Source organism: Streptomyces sp. NPDC039609 (assembly GCF_055596705.1).
Map to the genome: position 1 here is coordinate 744225 of NZ_JBVIUJ010000002.1, position 15651 is coordinate 759875.

15 protein-coding genes, 1 tRNA gene and 1 pseudogene are annotated in these 15651 nt (G+C 70.6%); 10 read left to right on the plus strand and 7 right to left on the minus strand.

Features of this window, described 5'->3' with window-relative positions; translation table 11 throughout:
• Positions 1–5: 5 nt before the first annotated feature.
• Both ACZ561_RS08775 and ACZ561_RS08780 read left to right on the plus strand, forming a co-directional pair.
• Positions 6–2591, plus strand: a complete 2586-nt coding sequence (locus ACZ561_RS08775; protein WP_470991152.1) for a phosphoribosyltransferase — start codon at positions 6–8, stop codon at positions 2589–2591.
• Positions 2592–2602: 11 nt separating this feature from the next.
• On the plus strand, positions 2603–3460 hold the full coding sequence (locus tag ACZ561_RS08780) for an HAD family hydrolase (protein ID WP_470991347.1): 858 nt from the start codon (positions 2603–2605) through the stop codon (positions 3458–3460).
• On the opposite strand, the gene ACZ561_RS08785 is transcribed toward ACZ561_RS08780, so the two are convergent.
• A complete protein-coding gene (locus ACZ561_RS08785; protein WP_470991154.1) occupies positions 3423–4040 on the minus strand; it encodes a DedA family protein in 618 nt (205 codons plus the stop codon). The two genes, ACZ561_RS08780 and ACZ561_RS08785, sit on opposite strands and share 38 nt — an antisense overlap.
• A gap of 271 nt (positions 4041–4311) precedes the next feature.
• Here ACZ561_RS08785 and ACZ561_RS08790 point away from each other — a divergent pair, with 271 nt between their 5' ends.
• Both ACZ561_RS08790 and ACZ561_RS08795 read left to right on the plus strand, forming a co-directional pair.
• Positions 4312–5466 (plus strand): sensor histidine kinase, encoded by a 1155-nt coding sequence (locus ACZ561_RS08790; RefSeq protein ID WP_470991156.1) that lies wholly within the window; start codon positions 4312–4314, stop codon positions 5464–5466.
• A complete protein-coding gene (locus ACZ561_RS08795; RefSeq protein ID WP_470991350.1) occupies positions 5466–6104 on the plus strand; it encodes a response regulator transcription factor in 639 nt (212 codons plus the stop codon). Before ACZ561_RS08790 ends, ACZ561_RS08795 begins: the two co-directional genes overlap by 1 nt.
• A 134-nt stretch (positions 6105–6238) precedes the next feature.
• On the opposite strand, the gene ACZ561_RS08800 is transcribed toward ACZ561_RS08795, so the two are convergent.
• The 3 genes from ACZ561_RS08800 to ACZ561_RS08810 form a co-directional block, all read right to left on the minus strand.
• Positions 6239–6466 (minus strand): FmdB family zinc ribbon protein, encoded by a 228-nt coding sequence (locus tag ACZ561_RS08800; RefSeq protein ID WP_470991158.1) that lies wholly within the window; start codon positions 6464–6466, stop codon positions 6239–6241.
• 9 nt (positions 6467–6475) lie between these two features.
• The gene (locus tag ACZ561_RS08805; protein WP_470991160.1) at positions 6476–7885 is read right to left on the minus strand and encodes a hypothetical protein; all 1410 of its coding nucleotides are present in this window, start codon (positions 7883–7885) and stop codon (positions 6476–6478) included.
• A gap of 77 nt (positions 7886–7962) precedes the next feature.
• Positions 7963–8736 carry a DUF4097 family beta strand repeat-containing protein gene (locus ACZ561_RS08810; RefSeq protein ID WP_470991162.1) on the minus strand — a complete coding sequence of 258 codons (774 nt, stop codon included), beginning with the start codon at positions 8734–8736 and terminating at the stop codon, positions 7963–7965.
• A 164-nt stretch (positions 8737–8900) separates the two neighbouring features.
• Here ACZ561_RS08810 and ACZ561_RS08815 point away from each other — a divergent pair.
• A tRNA-Val gene (locus ACZ561_RS08815) sits at positions 8901–8975 on the plus strand.
• Positions 8976–9036: 61 nt separating this feature from the next.
• Here ACZ561_RS08815 and ACZ561_RS08820 read toward each other — a convergent pair.
• A pseudogene (locus ACZ561_RS08820) lies at positions 9037–9249 on the minus strand (tyrosine-type recombinase/integrase); the annotation flags it as partial.
• Positions 9250–9463: 214 nt separating this feature from the next.
• Between ACZ561_RS08820 and ACZ561_RS08825 the strand changes: the two are divergent.
• Positions 9464–9766 carry a hypothetical protein gene (locus ACZ561_RS08825; protein WP_470991164.1) on the plus strand — a complete coding sequence of 101 codons (303 nt, stop codon included), beginning with the start codon at positions 9464–9466 and terminating at the stop codon, positions 9764–9766.
• Between the two features lie 524 nt (positions 9767–10290).
• Positions 10291–10470: a hypothetical protein gene (locus tag ACZ561_RS08830; protein WP_469285737.1), complete on the plus strand. Its 180-nt coding sequence runs from the start codon at positions 10291–10293 to the stop codon at positions 10468–10470.
• Positions 10471–10870: 400 nt separating this feature from the next.
• On the opposite strand, the gene ACZ561_RS08835 is transcribed toward ACZ561_RS08830, so the two are convergent.
• Complete coding sequence (locus ACZ561_RS08835; protein WP_470991167.1) at positions 10871–12490, minus strand: sodium/solute symporter; 1620 nt, start codon at positions 12488–12490, stop codon at positions 10871–10873.
• The gene (locus ACZ561_RS08840; RefSeq protein WP_470991169.1) at positions 12487–13089 is read right to left on the minus strand and encodes a DUF485 domain-containing protein; all 603 of its coding nucleotides are present in this window, start codon (positions 13087–13089) and stop codon (positions 12487–12489) included. The genes ACZ561_RS08835 and ACZ561_RS08840 overlap by 4 nt, the downstream gene beginning before the upstream one ends.
• Positions 13090–13568: 479 nt before the next feature.
• Between ACZ561_RS08840 and ACZ561_RS08845 the strand changes: the two genes are divergently transcribed.
• The 3 genes from ACZ561_RS08845 (at position 13569) to ACZ561_RS08855 (ending at position 15585) form a co-directional block, all read left to right on the plus strand.
• Positions 13569–13829 carry a DUF7660 family protein gene (locus ACZ561_RS08845; RefSeq protein ID WP_470991171.1) on the plus strand — a complete coding sequence of 87 codons (261 nt, stop codon included), beginning with the start codon at positions 13569–13571 and terminating at the stop codon, positions 13827–13829.
• Positions 13830–14045: 216 nt separating this feature from the next.
• Positions 14046–14504 (plus strand): hypothetical protein, encoded by a 459-nt coding sequence (locus ACZ561_RS08850; RefSeq protein WP_470991173.1) that lies wholly within the window; start codon positions 14046–14048, stop codon positions 14502–14504.
• Between the two features lie 523 nt (positions 14505–15027).
• Positions 15028–15585 (plus strand): SMI1/KNR4 family protein, encoded by a 558-nt coding sequence (locus tag ACZ561_RS08855; protein ID WP_470991175.1) that lies wholly within the window; start codon positions 15028–15030, stop codon positions 15583–15585.
• Positions 15586–15651: the final 66 nt, after the last annotated feature.

Genomic DNA, 15651 nt, shown 5'->3' on the forward strand with positions numbered 1-15651 from the left:
ACGACGTGGTGTGGTCGGGAACGTGGGTCGCGGAGCGACTGGGCGTCGAACTGATCGGCGGCGAGGAGCTCCCGGGCCTGTTGGGCCTCGCACTGCGCCGCAACCCGAAGCGCGCGCACCTGCTGGTCTCCAACGTGCTCGGCAAGCACGTGCCGCAGCGCCCCTCGGTGGTCCACGGCGCCGGGTACGACCTGGGCCTACGCGTACGTGAGCTGCTCGGCGAGGAGGAGGCGGCACGGGCCGTCGTCCTCGGGTACGCGGAGACGGCGACCGGTCTCGGCCACAGCGTCGCCGACGGCGTCGGCCTCGCCCCCTACCTGCACTCCACCCGGCGGCCCGTGGCGGGCGTCGCCCCGGCCGGTGGCTTCGAGGAGTCCCACTCGCACGCCACCTCGCACCTGCTGCTCCCGGAGGACCCGAAGCTGCTGGCCGGTGACGGCCCGCTGGTCCTCGTCGACGACGAGTTCTCCACCGGCAACACGGTCCTCAACACCATCCGGGACCTGCACGAACGCTACCCGCGCGACCGGTACGTGATCGTCGCCCTGGTCGACATGCGCACCCCCGCCGACCGGGACCGTCTCACGGCCTTCGCGGCCGAGATCGGCGCCCGCGTGGACCTGCTGACCCTCGCGGCGGGCACGGTGGGCCTGCCGGAGGGCGTCCTGGAGAGAGGCCAGGAACTGGTGGCGCGGTACGAGGCGGCCGGGTCCGGCGCGCCGGGCGTGAGCGTGACTCCCGCCGTGGGCCCGGATCCCGCCGTGGCGGGGGAGCCCGCGGCGTCGGCCGCTTCCGCCGTTCCTGTGCCGCGCGCCACCGCGGCGGCCGTACGCGTCGACCTGGACTGGCCGCAGGGCGTACCGGACGGCGGCCGCCACGGCTTCACCCCGGAGCACCGCTCCCGCCTGGAGACGTCCCTCCCGGTGCTGGCGGCGCGGCTCGCCGAGGCGCTCCCGCCCGCGGGGCCCGGTCGCGTCCTCGTCCTCGGCTTCGAGGAGCTGATGTACGCACCGCTCGCGCTCGGGCTCGCCCTCGAGGAGAGCGGCCTCGACGTCTCGTACTCCACCACCACCCGCTCGCCCGTCCTCGCCGTCGACGACCCCGGCTACGCCATACGCACCCGGCTGGTCTTCCCCGCCCACGACGAGCCCGCCGACGGGCCCGGCGAGCGGTACGCCTACAACGTGGCCGGCGCAGGTTTCGACGCGGTCGTCGCCGTCGTCGACTCCGTCGCCGACACCCCCGAGCTGCACGCCCCCGACGGTCTGCTGGCCCGGCTCGCGGAGCACATACCGCACGTGGTCCTCGCCGTCGTCCCCTCGTACGTCCCGTCATACGGACCCGCCCCCGCCGCGGTTCCCGCCCGTGCTTCGATGCCCGCTTCCGCTTCGATCCCCGCTCCCGCCACCGAAGCTCCCGAAAGGAGCTCCATGCTGCCCGAGCCCCTCCGCGGCCCAGCCTTCTCCTCGTACGCGCCCGAGGAGGTCGGCTGGCTGCTCCAGGACCTCTCGGACGTCGAGTTGGAGGCCCCGACCGAGGAGCGCGAGGAGGCGATCCAGAGTGGAGGCGCCCACTACGCCGAGTCGCTGCCTGTCGAGTACCAGCCGAGCGACCGGTACCAGGAGCTCTTCCGCGCCGCTCTGGAGACCTCCGCCGCCCGCATCGCGCGCGCCGTCGGCTGCGTCACCGAGACCGTGCTCGCCGAGAAGCCCGGAACGCCCGTCCTCGTCTCCCTGGCCCGGGCCGGCACCCCCGTCGGCGTGCTCATGCGCCGCTGGGCCCAGGCCCGCCACGGCATCGACCTGCCCCACTACGCCGTCTCCATCGTGCGCGGCCGTGGCATCGACGCCAACGCGCTGCGCTGGCTCGCCGCCCATCACGACCCGGCCGACGCCGTCTTCGTCGACGGCTGGACCGGCAAGGGTGCCATCACCCGCGAACTCGCCGACGCGATCGAGGAGTTCGAACGCGTCGAGGGGATCACCGGCTTCGACCCGGAGATCGCCGTCCTCGCCGACCCCGGCTCCTGCGTGCGTACCTACGGCACCCGCGAGGACTTCCTCATCCCCTCCGCCTGCCTCAACTCCACCGTCTCCGGCCTGATATCGCGTACGGTCCTGCGCGCCGACCTCGTCGGGCCCGACGACTTCCACGGCGGCAAGTTCTACCGCGAACTGGCCGGCGCCGACGTCTCGAACGACTTCCTCGACGCCGTCTCCGCCCGCTTCGACGAGGTGGCCGACGCCGTCGACACCGACGTCAAGGAGCTGCTCGCCGCCGACCGCACCCCCACCTGGGAGGGCTGGGCGGCCGTCGAGCGGATCAGCGAGGAGTACGGCATCCACGACGTCAACCTGGTCAAGCCCGGCGTCGGCGAGACCACCCGGGTCCTGCTGCGCCGCGTCCCCTGGAAGATCCTCGCCCAGCGCGGTGCGGGCGACGACCTCGCGCACGTACGGCTGCTCGCCGAACAGCGCGGGGTGCCCGTCGAGGAGGTCGACGGACTCCCGTACACCTGCGTGGGACTGATCCACCCCCAGTACACGAGAGGCGCCACAGGCGCCGACGGGAAGGCGGTGGTCTCCCAGTGACCAGCACCGTGATGGTCGCGAGCGACCTCGACCGTACGCTGATCTACTCCTCCGCCGCCCTCGCGCTCGGCATGCCCGACGCGCAGGCACCCCGACTGCTCAGCATCGAGGTGCACGAGTCCAAGCCGCTGTCGTACATGACCGAGGACGCGGCCGTGCTCCTGGAGCACCTGGGCGCCGAAGCGGTCTTCGTACCCACCACCACCCGGACCCGCAAGCAGTACCAGCGCATCCAACTCCCCGGGCCCGCACCGAAGTACGCGATCTGCGCCAACGGCGGGCACATCCTCGTCGACGGCGTCAGCGACCGCGACTGGCACGAGGCCGTGGTGCGCCGACTGGCCGAGGAGTGCGCGCCGCTCGCCGAGATCCGCGCGTACTTCACCGCCACCACGGACCTGTCCTGGGTCCGCAAGCACCGGGTCGCCGAGGACCTCTTCGCGTACCTCGTCGTGGAGCGCGAGCGGCTGCCGGAGGAGTGGCTGAAGCGCTTCGGCGACTGGGCCGAGGACCGCGGCTGGACGGTCTCCCTCCAGGGCCGCAAGGTGTACGCCGTACCGAAGCCGCTCACCAAGAGCGCGGCGATGCACGAGGTCGCGCGCCGCTGCGGCGCCACGCTCACCCTCGCCGCCGGGGACTCCCTCCTCGACGCCGACCTGCTGCTCGCCGCCGACCGCTCCTGGCGGCCCGGCCACGGAGAGCTCGCCGACACGGCCTGGACCGCCCCGCACGTCGACGTGCTCGCCGAGCGCGGCGTGGCAGCGGGCGAGGAGATCATCCGCCGGTTCCGGACGGCCGTGGCCGATCACCACGCGTCGGTGCCGGCGCAGCTCAACGGGTCCCCCGCCGAACTCCCCGACCCGGCCTGAGCAGCCGCAGCCCCACGAAGCACACCACCGCACCCGCAGCCGCCACGAGCACCGCCTTCGAGTACACCGACACATAGCCGGTGACCTGCTCCCAGTTGTCGCCGAGCGCGTAACCGGCCAGCACGAAGGCGGTGTTCCAGATCGCGCTGCCCAGCGTCGTGAGGGCGAGGAAGACGGGCAGCGGCATCCGCTCGATGCCGGCGGGCACGGAGATCAGACTGCGGAAGATCGGCACCATCCGCCCGAAGAACACGGCCTTGGTGCCGTGCCGGGCGAACCACGCCTCCGTCCGTTCGATGTCCGCGACCTTCACCAGCGGCAGCTTCGCCGCGATCGCGACGGTCCGCTCCCTGCCGAGCAGCGCCCCCACCCCGTACAGGGCGAGCGCGCCGATCACCGAGCCGGCCGTCGTCCACAGCAGCGCGGCGAGCAGATCCATCCGCCCGCTCGCGGAAGCGAAGCCCGCGAGCGGCAGGATCACCTCGCTCGGGATCGGCGGAAAGAGGTTCTCGAGGGCGACGGCGATCCCCGCACCGGGAGCACCGAGCGTATCCATGAGGTCGTTGATCCAGGTTTCCATGGCTTCGACGGTAGGAAGCGGAGGCAGGCGGCGGACTGGGGCCGGCCGCACAGTACGGGTGCGGGTTTCCGTAGTAGTGGATTCCGCGGTTGCGGTCTGGGGGGTTGGATTCGCCGGTTGCGGATTCGTGGACGGTGGATCGTCCGATTGTGGATCCCTCGGGTGGGCAATTCCCGCTTGTGGATTCCCGCTTGTGGATTCCCGGTTGTGGTTTTCCGGTTGTGGTTTTCCGCAGTGCGGGCGGCGGTGACTGCCGTTAGCGTGGACGATCATGAGGACTCTCGCCGGCTACGTCATGCGCTGGCTCCGTGTGGCGGCCGGTCTCGCCCTCGGGGCCGCGACCGCCGTCGTCGAGTTGCTGTGTCTGATCGCCGGCGGGCTTGCGCTGCTCCCCGTACTCGCCTGGCCACGCGGCCGAGCCGCCGCCCTGCGGACCCTCACCGCCGCCGCCCACGCCCTCGGCCGGCTGGAGCGGTACCGACTCGATCACTTCCTCGGCGTGAAGCTCCCCGGCGTCCAGGGAGACGGCGCGGCCCTGCGCCACCTCGCCGCCCGCTGGCCCCTCGGACTCCTCGGCGGTGTCGTCCTCGGCTGCGCCGCGTACGGCCTCGGGCTCGGCACCTTCGGTCTCTACGGCTGGTTGATCACCGAGATCGACCACCCCTGGCTCGTCACCTTCAGCAGCCTCGCCGGGTTCTTCCTGCTCTTCCTCTCCGTCCAGGGGGCCCTCGGTGTCGTCTCCCTCGAGAGCCGACTGGCCCGCCACCTCCTCGGGCCCAGCCACGCCCATGCGTTGGAGGCCCGGATCGCCCAACTCGCCACCAGCCGTGCCGAGGTCATGGACGTCGTGCACGACGAGCGGCGCCGTATCGAGCGCGACCTCCACGACGGCGTACAGCAACGGCTCGTCGCCCTTGGCATGTTGCTCGGCCGGGCCCGTCGGCTGCGCGCCCGGGACCCGGAGCGCGCCGACGAACTGCTGCTCCAGGCCCACGAGGAGAGCCGGCGTGCGCTGACCGAACTGCGCGAGGTGGCCTGGCGGGTGTACCCGACCGTCCTCGACGAGGCCGGCCTGCGCGCCGCCCTCGAGAGCGTCGCCGAGCGCAGCCCGTTGCCCGTGGCGCTGGCGTACACGGTGCAAGGGCCGCTGCCGAGGGCGGCGGAGACGGTGGCCTACTTCGTCGTCTCGGAGGCGGTGACGAATGTGGTCAAGCACGCGGGTGCGACCCGGATCGACGTACATGTGGCTGTGACGGAAGGGGAGTTGAACGTGCGGGTGACGGATGACGGAGTGGGTGGCGCGGACGCGTCGGGGAGCGGGCTGAGCGGGCTCGCGAGCCGGACGGCGGCCCTGGACGGGCGGTTCGCCGTGGACAGCCCGGTGGGCGGCCCGACGGTGGTACGGGCGGTGCTCCCGTGCGCGTGATGCTGGCGGAGGACTCGACCCTGCTACGGGAGGGGCTCGTACGGCTCCTGACAGAGGAGGGCCATGAGGTGACGGCGGCCGTCGGCAACGCGGTCGAACTGCTGACGGCGGTGGCGGCGGACCCGCCGGAGGTGGTCGTCGCGGATGTCCGGATGCCTCCGACGCACACGGACGAGGGGCTGCGGGCGGCCCTGGAGATCCGCCGGGAGTGGCCGGACGTCGGTGTCCTCGTGCTCTCGCAGTACGTGGAGCGGCGGTACGCCACCGAGTTGCTGACCGGAGAGTCGGGGGCGGTGGGATACCTGCTCAAGGACCGGGTGGCGCAGGTCGACGAGTTCCTGGACGCGCTGGAGCGGGTGGGGGAGGGACGGACGGCGTTCGACCCGGAGGTCGTCCGCCGGCTCCTGGTCCGCACCTCCCACACCGACCCGCTGTCCCGGCTGACACCGCGGGAGGGCGACGTCCTGGCGGCGATGGCGCAGGGGCACACGAACGCGGCGATCGCCGGGCAGCTGCATGTGTCGCAGAGCGCGGTGGAGAAACACATCAACGCGATCTTCGACAAGCTGGAGCTGACGGGCCGGGGCGAGGGGTACAGCAGACGGGTGCTGGCGATCCTGCGGTACTTGGGGAGCTGATGTGCTGCTGGGGCAGCTGACGGTGCCTGGAGCGCTGATCAGCACCTTCCGCTGCACGGCGGCAGGCCCTGGCAGCGGCAGCGGCGGTGGCAGTGGTGGCGGTGGTGGCGGTGGTGGCTGTTGCTGTGGCGGTCTCAGCCGCAGCAGCCTCCTCCGCAGCAACCGCCGCCTCCGCCTCCGCCTCCGCCTCCGCTCGGGGCGGGCGCTCCCGTCGCCGTACCACCCACGGCGACGGCGGAGAGCAGCTTGACGGTGTCGTCGTGCCCGGCGGGGCAAGCGGCGGGGGCGGAGGACTCGGCCATGGGGCGGCTGAGTTCGAAGCTGTCGCCGCAGGTCCGGCAGCGGTATTCGTAACGAGGCATGGGGACAGGCTAGCCGGACTGGTGCCCGGCGCCACGCTCCTCGCGGATCTGCTCGACGACGCGGGCGGCAGCGGTGCGGACGGATTCGAGTTCGATCAGGAAGTGCCAGTAGTCGGGGTGCCGTCCCTCCAGCGTGCCGATCGCGCGTTCGAGCCGGCCGACGGCGTCGTCGAGGGGGCGGGCGTGCCGGGGGTCGGGGGTGTTGCGCCCGTCCATGGCGAGGCGCTGGGCGTCGCGGATCGCGAAGCGCGTGCGCTCGATCTCGTGCTGCGGGTCCTTGGCGACGGCCTCGAGCCGACGGAGCCGGTCGCCGGCGGCGGAGACGGCCTCGTCGGTGGTGTTGAGCAGGGCGCGGGCCGTGGCGAGCAGGCTGGTGGCGTCCGGCCAGCGCTGTTCGTCGCGGGCCTTGGCCGCTTCCTTGAGCTTCTCCTCGGCCTTGCGGACGTTGTCGCCGGCCTGCTCGGGGACGTGCTGGAGGTCCTGCCAGCAGGCGGCGGAGAAGCGGCGGCGGAGCTCGGACAGGACCGGCTCGACCGCACCGGCCCGAGTGGTGAGCGCCTCGGCGCGGGTACGGAGGGAGACCAGGCGCTTGCCGGTCTCGGCGGCCCGCTCGGGCAGGCGCTCGGCCTCGGCGCGGACGGCCTCGGCGTCGCGCAGGACGCGGTCGGCTCGCTGGAGCGTCTCGGGGACGCCGTGGCGGCCGGCGCCTTCGTTGAGGCGGGTCAGTTCGGGGCCGAGGGCGGCGAGGCGCGCGGCGAGATCATCTGCTCGCAGACCGGACTGCCGCGCCGTGTCGAGAGCGGTGCTCGCGTTCCGGAGCGCCTGTCGCGCCCGCTCGACGGCGGGGGCGAGCCGGGCGAGCTGCGTCTCCGCCTTGTCGAGCAGGGGGCCGAGCCCCTGCTCGAACCGGTCCAGCTCCCCCTTGACCCGTACGAGCTCGTCCTTGGCGCGCGTGAGCTCGGTGCGGGCACGGTTGGCCGTGGCGGCGTCGAGCTCGTCACGGTCGAGGTCGTGGGCGTCGACGGCGGTGATGTAGGCATGGCTGACCTCGTCGATCCGCTGCCCGAGGGCCGAGAAGCCGTCGATGGCGCGCTGGGCGCCGGGCGAGCTGTCGACGGCGGTGATCGTCTCGATGGAGATCCGAAGATCACGCTGGGCGGTGTCGAGCTCGTAGAACGCGGCGGCCGCGGCGTCCTTGGCGGCCTGTGCCTCGGCCCGCTGGCTCTCGCCACGCCCACCGAACCACCGCCGCGTACCGCCGCCGGCGTAGGCGGCCGGAAGAAGGGCGAAGGCGAGCAGCGGCAGTGCGAGCGCCAGCCGCCCGATTCCGCCCCTGCCTCGTACGTCCGCCCCGGATTCCGATCCCGCCCCCGTCGTCACGGCGCTCGTCGAACCGCCCCTCGCGTGAGTCGCCGCCACGTCCCTCTCCCGTGCTGTGTCCGCCCTGCCCGGTCTGGTTCATTCTCCCACCAGGTAAGGACGAACACACGGGCCTGTCAGTTCGCGCTGCGGACGACGACTTCCCCGTTGTCGCTGTGGGCGGTGACGACGTGGGGGCTGCCCTTGCGGGTCGGGACGTCGATCCGGACGCTGCCGTTGTCACTGCGCCCGTCGACGTCGTAGGGGACGGAGGAGGTGGGCAGGGCGATGTCGACCTCCCCGTTGCTGCTGACGGCCTCGACGCGCCCCGGTACGGCGCTCAGGGAGAGCCGTACGGACCCGTTGTCGGACCGCGCGACGACCTGCTCGGAGGTGGTGCCGCCCTCGACGACGACCTCACCGTTGTCACTGGTCAGATCGAGCGCCCCGGAGGACCCCCGGACGAGGACGGCGCCGTTGTCGGACCGTACCTTCAACGGGGTCTTGAACCCGTCGGCGGTCACCTTCCCGTTGTCGTCCTCGACGGTGACGGCGACGCCGCGGGGCACCTGAATCCGGTGGACGGAGTCGCAGTTGCTGGCGACGGCGTCGCAGTCCACCCGCAGCGTGAGCCGCCCGCCTTCGAGCTTCCAACTGGCGTCGGGCCCGTTCCCCATGAACACCCACCCGTCGACCTGTCGGCTGACCCGCACGTCCTCGATGTCGGCGGGCACGATCTCCAGCGCGGAGTTTTCGGCGTCCACAGTGAGCGTGTCCCCGGAGAACGCGAAGTTCCTCCGCTCGACGGGCGCTCCTTCGACGTCGGCGCTCCCACAACCGGAAACCCCGAGGGCGACGACGAGGGCCCCGCCGGAGGCGAGGAGCAGACGGATGCGGCGACGAGCGGCCATGACGATCAAACCCCCAGGTAACGCGCTGACTGTCCCCTCAAGGTACGGACCCACCCACCGCCCCACGATCCGGCGACCCACCGTCCGATGGTGGGGCTACCCCCCGAACCCGCCCGGTTTGCGGGACCCACCGGTGGGCCATGTACGCTGTTGCCTCATTCCACGGGTGCGTAGCTCAGGGGTAGAGCGCTGCTCTTACAAAGCAGATGTCGGCGGTTCGAAACCGTCCGCGCCCACCAGTGCAAAGGCCCCCGCAGCTCATGCTGCGGGGGCCTTTGACGGTAGTGATTGACGGCAGTCTCACTCGGGACGGCGCCGGCGGAGCAGCCGGTCCACGTGCCCCATCGCCTCCTGCCGGTGCTCGTGGGAGATGTGGGTGTAGATGTTCATGGTGTCGGCGATCTGCCTGTGTCCGAGGATCTCCATGACGACGCGGGGAGCGACGCTGGCCGCGGTGAGCAGGGTCGCCGTACCGTGTAGGGCGTCGTGGAGGCGTACGACGCGGAGGTCGGCGCACGGCTAGCCGACTGCCGGGCCTGAGTGGGGCGGGGCGCCGTACCCCCGCCGTCACGGATGACGGGAGCGTGAGGCGACCGCACCACCGGGAATGGGCGGGCGGGGAGCAGCTGCTGCCGCGATGTGGCGGGGGCCGGTGTGGTCGCTCCGCGTCGGTGCCGGCCTCGCTGTGGTTGAGGAGCGCGTCGTCAACATCGCGTACCGTGACCGCGTGGACGAAGAACCGGTGCTCATCCAGCTCACACGCGACCAGGCGTTCGTCCTGTCTGACTGGCTCTACGAGGTCATGATGGAGTCCGACAAGCTCGATGCCATCGTGCCCGACCGCGCGGTCTGGTCTGCGATCTATGCGATCTCAAGGCCCCTGGAAACGACGCTGCCTGAAGTCTTCATGCCGGACTACGCCGGTCGCCTGGACCAGGCACGGCAACGTTTGCTCGACGCCATGGGTGGCGACGAAGGGGCAGACCAGAGCCTGTCAAGGCCACCGTCCGGCGATGACATCAGCGGCTGACACCAACGAGTGCGCATCTGGCCGATCGACGCCGAACGTCAGCGGCAGGCCAGACGACGCGCGGAGCGTGTTGGGCGAGGTCCCAGAGCCCCCATGATCGACCTGATAAGGATGAGGCCACGTCTCAAAGCCTCTGTACCTGGGAGGGCGGTACCGCAGCGAAGTACAGCAACCGTGCCGACCCCAGAGAGCCGTCTCAAGCCGTTGACGGCCGAGGGATCAGGCCGGATGACCTCAGCGACCTCCCCGCCCGTAGTTCGCATCGGAGCTAGGCCGTGTCTTTCGGATCAGCCCGGGGCCGCGGGGTGTAGGGGGTGCGCTCTCCCTCGATGCAGGCGCGGACAAGCGGCGACGCCCTGTGTCCGACAGACCTGCATCGACGGGTAGTTGGATTTCGGGCAGGCCCGGGTGACGCCCAGGGTCGCGCGTCCCGCGCCCGACACGGCGACGCACAGGACGGAACCGGGGCCGGGCAGTCCCGCGTGCACGAACGCGAGGCCTCGATCGCACACACTAGGGGGAACGTGAACAGTGAAGAACGGGACAAGCCTGACGGTCCCGACGAGAAGACCAAGCGACGTAACGAACGGCTGTGGCGCATCGGCACCGTGGTCGCCCTGATTGCCTGGGCACTCTTCCTGGCCTACATCTACGAGGACCCCGGACCGATCTGCGGAACCGGCCAGGACAAGGGACCCTGCTGACGGTCCGCGACATCGGAGGGCTGTGGGGCAGCGACCGATCTCTGTAGAGCTACGGATCAGAAGGTCTCTGACATCCACGACTGACATCAACGACGCCGGACGGAGGCGTACACCAGCATCCCTGTCCGGCCGTCGCACCAGTCACCGGCAGCGGCCGGAGCGGCCCCGGATCGAACTTACAAAGCAGATGTCGGCGGTTCGAAACCGTCCGCGCCCACCAGCACAAAGGCCCCCAGTCGATCTCGGCTGGGGGCCTTTGACATCCATTTCAGAGTGGGACGCCGCCAGCTAGGCAAGATCCAAACGAGAGGCCCTAGAACTAGCTGGGCACCTCGGGACAGCCGAAAGGGCGCCCGGCCTGGAACATCAGGCCGGGCGCCCCTTCGTCGGGGCGTGGGCGTCAGGACGCGGAGGCGCTGTTCGCCGCGGGTGTGCCGGCCAGGATCGTCTCCTCCACCGCTTCGTACCGCATGCGCTGGTCGGCCGGGTCGCGTTCATGGAGCACCGTGCCGAGCCAGCCCGCGAGGAAGCCCAGCGGGGCCGAGAGGATGCCCGACGTGGTGAACGGGAACCAGTTGAAGTCCTGGTCCGGGAAGATCGCCTGGGGCGATCCGGACACCAGGTTGCTGCCGGTCATGAGGATGAACGCGGAGGCGCTGCCCACGATGAGGGTGCAGAGCAGTCCCGTACGGGAGTAGCGGCGCCAGAAGAGGCTGTAGATGAGGGCCGGTGCGACCGCGGACGCGCCGATGCAGAACGACAGGGTGAGCAGTGCCTGAAGGTTCAGATGCCGTGCCCCGGCGGCGATCGCGATCGCCGCGAGCCCGACGCCCGCCGCGGCGGTCCGGGCGATGGCCATCTCTGCGGAGTCCTTCAGTTGTGCCTTGCGGCGCAGCCCGTGCGTGATGAGGTCGTGCGCCAGGGTGTTGGCGCAGGCGAGGGTGATCCCGGCGACCGAGGCCAGCAGGGTGAGGAAGATGGCTGTCGCCACGGCTGTGAACAGCAGTGTCTCGACGGTCGTCTGGTCCGTGCCCATGACGGCCTGGCTGACCATGAGGAACGCTGTCTTGCCCTGCGGGTCGCCGGCGACGATCCCCTGGTGGCCGACGATCGCCGCCGCGCCGAAGCCGATGACGGCGATCAGCAGACAGGTCACGACGACGGTCGACACGGCCCAGGACATCGAGCGCCGCACGGCTGCCGCGCTGCGCGCGGTGAACATGCGCATGGTGATCTGCGGCAGCACCGCGGCGCCGAGCACGACTGTCAACTGAGTGCTGATCATGTCGAGTTCGTTGCCGCCGAACTGCAGACCGGAGGCGAGATAGGCGTCTCCCGCCCCGCTGCCGCGCTTGGCGGCGTCCAGCAGGGAGGGCAGGCTGAAGTCGAAGCGGTTGAGGATGAGCGCGGCGATCGCGAGGGACGCGCCGAGCAGGACGACGGTCTTGACGATCTGGATGAAGGCGGTGCCCTTCATGCCGCCGATCGCCGCGTACACGATCATCAGCAGGCCCAGGAACACGATCGCGCCGGTCTTGAAGCCGTCGGAGTCGAAGCCGAGGACGACGGAGAGGAGATCGCCGGCGCCCGCGAGCTGGAAGATCACCAGCGGCAGCAGTGCGGTCAGGGTGACCGCGGCCGTGGTGATCCGCACGGCGGGGCCGGGGAGACGCCGGGTGAAGACGTCGCCGATCGTGAACCGGCCGGCGTTACGCAGCGGTTCGGCGAGCAGGAACATCATCAGGACCAGCGAGAGCACGGTGCTCAGGGCGAGCGTGACGCCGTCGTAGCCGACGAGCGCGATGATGCCGATGGTGCCGAGCACGGTGCCGGCGGAGATGTAGTCGCCGGCGATCGCGAGGCCGCTCTGCACGGGGGAGAGGGAGCGGTAGCCGGTGTAGAACTCGCCCAGGTCGTCACGATCGGGGCCGGTCATCACGCACAGCAGCAGCGTGACAGTGATGACCGCGATGAACGCCATCAGCGACATGGTCTGGGCCCCGGAGCTGAAGCTGGTCATGCGCGGGCACCTCCGGTGGGCTGCTGCCACACGGGACGTCCGGAGCGGCTCTGGCGTTCTGGCCGGGGCGCGGCTGCCGCAGCCGCCTGCTCGGCACGTTCGCGGATCGCTGCGGCGAGCGGGTCGACGCGCTTGCGTGCGATCCGCTCGTACAGCGCGATCGCAGCCAGCGCCACGGGCAGCTGGAGGAGCCCCAGGACCAGACCGGTGGTGAGACCACCGGTGATGTTGCTGGTCATCATCGAGGGGGCGTAGCCGGACAGGAAAAGGAAGATGACGAAGTAGCCGAGCGCGGTGAAGGTGGCGACGCGGCGGAGCCTGCGGTAGGCCGATCCGAGCCGGTGCAGATCATCACGATCGTCGGTGGCGGCGGGCGGTTGCGGCTGCGGGGACGCGTCCCAGGGCTGCTGCGCGGAGTCCCAGCCCTGCGGCGAGGAGTCCCACGCTCGCGGGGACGAGTCCCAGGCTGCCTGTGGATCGGTGTCCCAGGACGGCGATCCACCCTCCCAGGACTGCGACGCCGCCTCTTGGCGGTGCCGCCCGGCATTCCGGTGCTGCGGTACGGGCGGTGGGCCGGGGAAAGGCTGGTGGTACGACATCGATCTTGCTCCTTGCCGCCCCGGGGGACGGGCGGGTGGCGCCGGTGGTCCGCGTACGTTACTCATGGGTATAGCCTCCGCGTAAGAGGGTTTCCGACCGCTCGGTATGTCGGTTCGGTGACGATCCTGTGTGCGCGGCGACGGAACCCGCGGTAACCCCCGTCGTGGATCTTTCCGCAGGTCACGGGTGAGCCTCGGGCCACCCCGCGCACCGGGCCGACCACCTGACAGCGGCATCGTTCCAACCACACCGCCGGTCTTGTTCGTAGGTGCCGTTGACTGACGCGCAGTGGGCGCGAATCGAGCCGATACTCCCAGCGGCAGCAGGTCTCCGATCGAGGAGAGTCCTGACATCCATACGTGACATCAACGGCGCCGGACATGGACGGTGTCAGGCGGCCGGCAGCGGTGGGTCGGCTCCAGTGCGGGCGCTTGGTGGGTCCTGCCCGCACCAAGCCCGACCACGCCAGGGTCCAGTCATGGCAAACGGTGTGCCCGATCCCATCAAGTCAGTCATGACGCGAGAGTCTCTTGCGGCCATGATCCAGGGCCTTCGCGACGACTTCAAACAACGGGGCGATGAGTGGGAGAACCGCACCGTGGAGGACTACCTCGATGCGCTCGCCGCGTGGATCACGGACTCGCCCGGTTCGTATCGGTACCTCGGCGAAGTGATGCCGCCGGACGGCGACTGGACGTTCTTTGCGCGGGCCCTCAGCGCGGCCGTCGTATACGAGTAGCCGCAGGGCCGTGCCGCTGCTGCGCCCGATCGCCCCGCAACTGACGGGGTACCACGGTGGTTGGCGGAACAGCGCGCATGAGAACCGCCCCGACAGAGTTGCCTGGTCTGGGGTTTCACCTGGGGTGGGTGGGGATGTGAATGCACGGTCACTCGCGCCACGACGGATTTCGCCACCGCTGCCGACAACGCGGACCAGTGGCTCTACGATCTCGCGGTGAGCTACGACATCTACTTTCTGAGTCGACGCGATGGGCAGTCCTGGGATGAGGTCCTGGAGGCTATGGAGGGCGCGGCCGAAGACATCGGGCCGATCCCCGTAAAGCTCCTTGAAGCGTGGCAGCGAATAGTGCCACAGGCGCGGACGCTGCTCGGCGACGTGGACATCACGGAGTATGAGCAGGAGTCGCGAGACCTGAGCCATTCCGACACCGGTATCGACCTGTCGGTGTTCGGTGACGAGGTCAGCATCACTGTGCCCTACTGGCACGCCGGCGATGACGCTCACGTGGTGCTCGGCACGCTCGTTGCTCTCTGCGCGATCGTGGAGAAGGAGACTGGCCTCACTGCCTACGACCCACAAGTGGAGATGCCGTTGGTGGATGCGTCGCCGCAGCACGCCATGGACATCATGTCGCGGGTCACGACTGACCTGAGAAACCGCTACGAGGGCTGAAGACTCCCGGCAGGTGTCGACTCCGTTCCCGTCTCCTTCAGGGCCGTTCGCGCAGGTTCAGATGAGACCGGATGCCGACCCACTCCACACAGGCAACCACCCGTGAACGCAGGTGAACGGCCCCGCACCCGGCGCAACCCCCACCGACAGACTTGGAAAGTGTGCGGGACAGCGGGCCGTGAGTGTGCGGGCATGCCGTCTGGCCCATGGCGAACAGACCCCTGACAACTGGCGTGCCTGGATGGCCGGGACAGGCCCGCGAGGTGACGGGCCGCGCTCGCGCCTACCGCGCGTCGGGGCTCGAAGCGTCTCTGCCGGGCGTTGCCGTTCGCTGGTTCGCAACCTGGACCCCTCACCCCGCTGCTCGTCCTGGCTCCTGGCTCTTCTCCGGCACCGCCGTCGGCGCCGTGGGACCGCGCGTGGACCGCGCTCGTCCCGCCCGTGAGATCGTGATGCTGCTCGTGTTCGGCCTCTGAGGGGTGCTGGCGAGAGCCTGTCAGTGGGGTCTGACAGGGTGCCCCTCATGAACGACCAACCAACGCCCGCGGCGGCGCGACTGAGGGAGCTGCTGGGCGAGCCGCCGTGCTGGGGCTGGGCGCGGCCGCAGCTGTGGGAGGCGGCCGAGAAGCACCTCGGGGTGGCTCTGCCGACGGACTACAAGGCCTTCCTTGACCTGTACGGGCCTGGCTCCTTCGACCACATCTTCTGGCTCGTCCGCCCGGTCGAAGGGACGCAGGTCGAACTGGAGCAGCTCTGGTCGATGTCAGGTCGGCCGCACCTCGACGACCCCGAGCGCACCCCGTTCCCGTTCCATCCCCACCCCGGCGGTCTGATCCCGTGGGGTGGGGCCGGGGACGGCACCATGTACTACTTCCTTCCCGAGGAGGAGGACCCCGACCACTGGCGCGTGGTGGTCGAGACGGAGGAAGGGGAGTGGCACGAGGCCCCCGGCCCCTTCACCGAGTTCCTCCTGAGCTGCGTCGAAGGCCCACAGCGCCCGCCCTTCCTGGGGCGCTACCGGCCCGGCCCGACCGTGCGCTACCACCCGGAGTCCGAGGGCGGCCCAGACCACCCCTGGTGAGCACCCGTGGGACACCTGGACACCGGGCACGTCCGCCATGCACCGGCCGCCGGCGGCCGTCGTTCC

What these genes read in the sequence shown, in the direction of transcription:
- ACZ561_RS08795 (WP_470991350.1), top strand. Translation starts at nt 5,466, where the DNA reads ATGCTGGCGGAGGACTCGACCCTGCTACGGGAGGGGCTCGTACGGCTC.
- ACZ561_RS08790 (WP_470991156.1), top strand. Translation starts at nt 4,312, where the DNA reads ATGAGGACTCTCGCCGGCTACGTCATGCGCTGGCTCCGTGTGGCGGCC.
- ACZ561_RS08840 (WP_470991169.1), bottom strand. Translation starts at nt 13,089, where the DNA reads ATGTCGTACCACCAGCCTTTCCCCGGCCCACCGCCCGTACCGCAGCAC.
- ACZ561_RS08785 (WP_470991154.1), bottom strand. Translation starts at nt 4,040, where the DNA reads ATGGAAACCTGGATCAACGACCTCATGGATACGCTCGGTGCTCCCGGT.
- ACZ561_RS08855 (WP_470991175.1), top strand. Translation starts at nt 15,028, where the DNA reads ATGAACGACCAACCAACGCCCGCGGCGGCGCGACTGAGGGAGCTGCTG.
- ACZ561_RS08835 (WP_470991167.1), bottom strand. Translation starts at nt 12,490, where the DNA reads ATGACCAGCTTCAGCTCCGGGGCCCAGACCATGTCGCTGATGGCGTTC.
- ACZ561_RS08810 (WP_470991162.1), bottom strand. Translation starts at nt 8,736, where the DNA reads ATGGCCGCTCGTCGCCGCATCCGTCTGCTCCTCGCCTCCGGCGGGGCC.
- ACZ561_RS08845 (WP_470991171.1), top strand. Translation starts at nt 13,569, where the DNA reads ATGGCAAACGGTGTGCCCGATCCCATCAAGTCAGTCATGACGCGAGAG.
- ACZ561_RS08800 (WP_470991158.1), bottom strand. Translation starts at nt 6,466, where the DNA reads ATGCCTCGTTACGAATACCGCTGCCGGACCTGCGGCGACAGCTTCGAA.
- ACZ561_RS08780 (WP_470991347.1), top strand. Translation starts at nt 2,603, where the DNA reads ATGGTCGCGAGCGACCTCGACCGTACGCTGATCTACTCCTCCGCCGCC.